This is a genomic window from Microcystis sp. M144S2 (assembly GCF_020246065.1).
Lineage (GTDB): Bacteria > Cyanobacteriota > Cyanobacteriia > Cyanobacteriales > Microcystaceae > Microcystis > Microcystis ichthyoblabe_A.
In genome coordinates this window covers 1-2860 of the sequence record NZ_JADBTR010000167.1, presented here as the reverse complement: position 1 = coordinate 2860, position 2860 = coordinate 1, and the positions used below count along the sequence as shown (strand labels likewise).

4 protein-coding genes are annotated in these 2860 nt (G+C 40.6%); 2 read left to right on the top strand and 2 right to left on the bottom strand.

Features of this window, described 5'->3' with window-relative positions; translation table 11 throughout:
- Window positions 1–329: SDR family oxidoreductase (locus IM462_RS19205; RefSeq protein ID WP_287715502.1), on the top strand; the 329-nt coding region annotated here is incomplete at its 5' end.
- 421 nt (window positions 330–750) lie between these two features.
- Window positions 751–1836, top strand: coding sequence for a 4-hydroxyphenylpyruvate dioxygenase (hppD, locus tag IM462_RS19200; RefSeq protein WP_287715501.1), 1086 nt, complete (start codon window positions 751–753; stop codon window positions 1834–1836).
- 31 nt (window positions 1837–1867) lie between these two features.
- Here the strand turns inward: hppD and IM462_RS19195 are convergent, their stop codons facing one another.
- Together IM462_RS19195 and IM462_RS19190 are read right to left on the bottom strand one after the other, a co-directional pair.
- Window positions 1868–2404 (bottom strand): retropepsin-like aspartic protease family protein, encoded by a 537-nt coding sequence (locus IM462_RS19195; RefSeq protein ID WP_287715500.1) that lies wholly within the window; start codon window positions 2402–2404, stop codon window positions 1868–1870.
- Between the two features lie 102 nt (window positions 2405–2506).
- Entirely contained in the window at window positions 2507–2848 is a 342-nt protein-coding gene (locus tag IM462_RS19190; protein WP_287715504.1) for a histidine triad nucleotide-binding protein, read from the bottom strand.
- Window positions 2849–2860: the final 12 nt, after the last annotated feature.

The window sequence follows — 2860 nt, the reverse complement described above, 5'->3', positions numbered from 1 at the left end:
ATAAGGCCGGTCATATCTGTAATGTGGTGGGAATTTTAGGTAAGCATTCTATGGCTATGGCTGCCGCTTATTGTGCTTCTAAATACGGGGTGGTCGGTTTTAGTAAATGTTTGGCCGATGAGTTAAAACGCTATGGTATTAAAATGACTTTATTCTATTTTGGTGGTGTGGATACTCCTTTTTGGGATCAGGTGAGCTTAAAAGTTGATCGCACTAAAATGTTAACCGCTCAAACCGCAGCCGATGCTATCTATTTTGCCATGAATGCTGAACCCCAAGCCGTCCCCATGGAAATTAATATTCAACCCGATAGTCATCTCTTTTTTTAGTCGTCAGGAGTCAGGAGTTGGGGTTGGGTACATCTCATTTTTGTCAATCTACTAAGTTGGGATTTTTAAAGGGAAACTTTCTTGCTACTAAAATCGGGTGTTACTTCTGGTTTTATCACTCAATCCAAGCTTTTGGGGGGTTCTACCCCCCAAACCCCCCGTTGGGGGCGTGGCGCCGCCCCCAAACCCCGGAGCGCATTAGTTTCTCGGTGGGATGCTTACACGCAGCTGCTGATATATCTGTAATAATCTAAGGGTCACTGATAATTGCTGATTGTTGGTGTTTCTGCAAATGTGGGATGCAGCCGTTGGGGTTTTAGGGTTTTGGGGTATTAGTTGAAATTCCCCTATCTCCCCACACCTCACACCTCACACCCGACTTCCCACTTACTAACACTCAACCTTTTTTTTTACTTTATCTATGTTTATTGATCATATTCATTTTTATGTAGAATCGGCCAAAAAATGGCGAGATTGGTTGGTGCGGGTGATGGATTTTCAGGCGATCGCAAGTTTAGTTAATCTCCACACGCACACGGAAATAGTTGGCAATGGAATCCAAAAAGATAAAACTAAACAGATTATTTTTATCTTATCTTCTCCCTTAAATTCCCTTAGTCCCGTGGCAGAATTTTTAAGTAAATATCCTGAAGGGGTGGCGGATGTAGCTTTTCAAGTCGAGGATTTAGATAGTTTAGCTAGGAGAATTAAACAGGACATTTTTATTGAGGAAACTGTTTTGGCTAGGGGTAAGATAAAAAGCTGTCAAATCTCTAGCATTGCTAATCTCAAACATACGTTAATTGAAAGACAGGGAATCACGCCAATTTTAGCCTATCCTAATCTAATTGAGTATGATAGTAAGGAACAATATAATCAGGATATTCTGGCAATTGATCATTTAGTTTTAAATGTTTTTCAGGGGAATTTAGAGTTAACAGCCAATTGGTATGAGAAAAATTTAGGCTTTAAAAAAAGGCAAACTTTTACTATTAATACGGAGCGTTCTGGTCTTTATTCTCAGGTACTTGTTCACCCAGAAACCGACTTAAAATTACCAATTAATGAGCCAGATAGTAACAGTTCTCAGATTCAAGAATTTTTAGATATTAATCAAAAATCTGGCATTCAACACATTGCTTTAAAAACAGAAAATATTTTAAGATTAACTCAAAAGTTAAAAGAAAGAAAGGTAGATTTTTTGTCAGTTCCCGACAGTTATTATCAACAAATTAACTATCAAAAAACAGATTTTAATATTGCTGATTGGGAATGGTTAGAAATTAAAAAACAGGAAATTCTCATCGATTTTGAACAAAATAGCCATTCCCTCCCAGAAAAGCCGACTTTACTGCAAATTTTCACTAAACCAATTTTTTCCCAGCCGACTTTCTTTTTTGAATTAATCGAGCGCCGTCATGCTGCTAGAGGTTTTGGAGAAGGCAACTTCCAGGCCTTGTTTGAAGCGATCGAACGGGAACAAATACAGCGAGAAACTTTAGATTAAAGTCAGGAAAGCGAGCATTTTTCCCGTCAGACTAGGGACGATAACGTAATTCAATCACATCTTTTTTGATCGTGACATCATAGGAACCAAAAAAAGTTTGTCCCAAGAGTCCTAACCCTTCCATTTGGGGAGAAATACCAACAATCTGATTAGATAAAACCACCTCGCCAACTTTAACAGAATTAATGCGACCAAGATAAACCTTAACGACACCGCCAGCGGTATCAGCGAGTACTTCCCTTTCCCGTTTGACTTTCATCGCTTTTGCCATGGCATCAGTGAGGACGATGCCACTAGCTCCCGTATCAAAAAGCATTTCATAATAGTGACGGTTATTAAAAACCACCATCACCGTGGGAATGCCGTTAACCCGGCGTTGAATCGGTAGCTGATAAACTTGCGGGGAATTTTTCCTATTTCTAGATGAACCGCCACAGAGACGGCTAAGATCTATGTGTTGTCCGTCTGCTCTTTGGAGAAAGCATTCCGATTGAGCGAGAGTCGTAGGGGTGAAGGGAAATAACAGCAGGGTGCTGGCCAATGCGATCGCAGAAAGAGACTTATTCATGGGTTCAACAGAAGCAAAAGGTAACTAAATCGAGAAGACCGACTCGGAAAAGAAAGCTTCTAGCCCTATAATTCCCCAAAAATGCGGGAAAATAAGGGGTATTTAACCCGGAGGCCAGGACATTGGGCGATCGCCTAAGAGATGGACATGAAGATGATCGACGGTTTGACCTCCATGTTCCCCATTATTGATCACTACTCGATAACCTTGACTTAATTTAGCCTCGGCGGCCACCTTTTTAACAGTTAGTAACAAATGTCCCAATAAATCTCGATCGCCTTCGCTGGCTTCCTCTAGTTTCGGAATCGGTTTTTTGGGGATAATGAGGATATGGGTGGGTGCTTGGGGATTAACATCTCGAAAAGCGAGAACCAGATCATCTTCATAGACGATCGAGGCTGGAATTTCTTTCCGGATAATTTTGCTAAAAATAGTCTCACTCATAGACAAATTACT

Excerpts from the sequence above, each read along its gene's own strand:
- IM462_RS19195 (WP_287715500.1), bottom strand. The coding sequence starts at position 2,404 with ATGAATAAGTCTCTTTCTGCGATCGCATTGGCCAGCACCCTGCTGTTA.
- IM462_RS19190 (WP_287715504.1), bottom strand. The coding sequence starts at position 2,848 with ATGAGTGAGACTATTTTTAGCAAAATTATCCGGAAAGAAATTCCAGCC.
- hppD (WP_287715501.1), top strand. The coding sequence starts at position 751 with ATGTTTATTGATCATATTCATTTTTATGTAGAATCGGCCAAAAAATGG.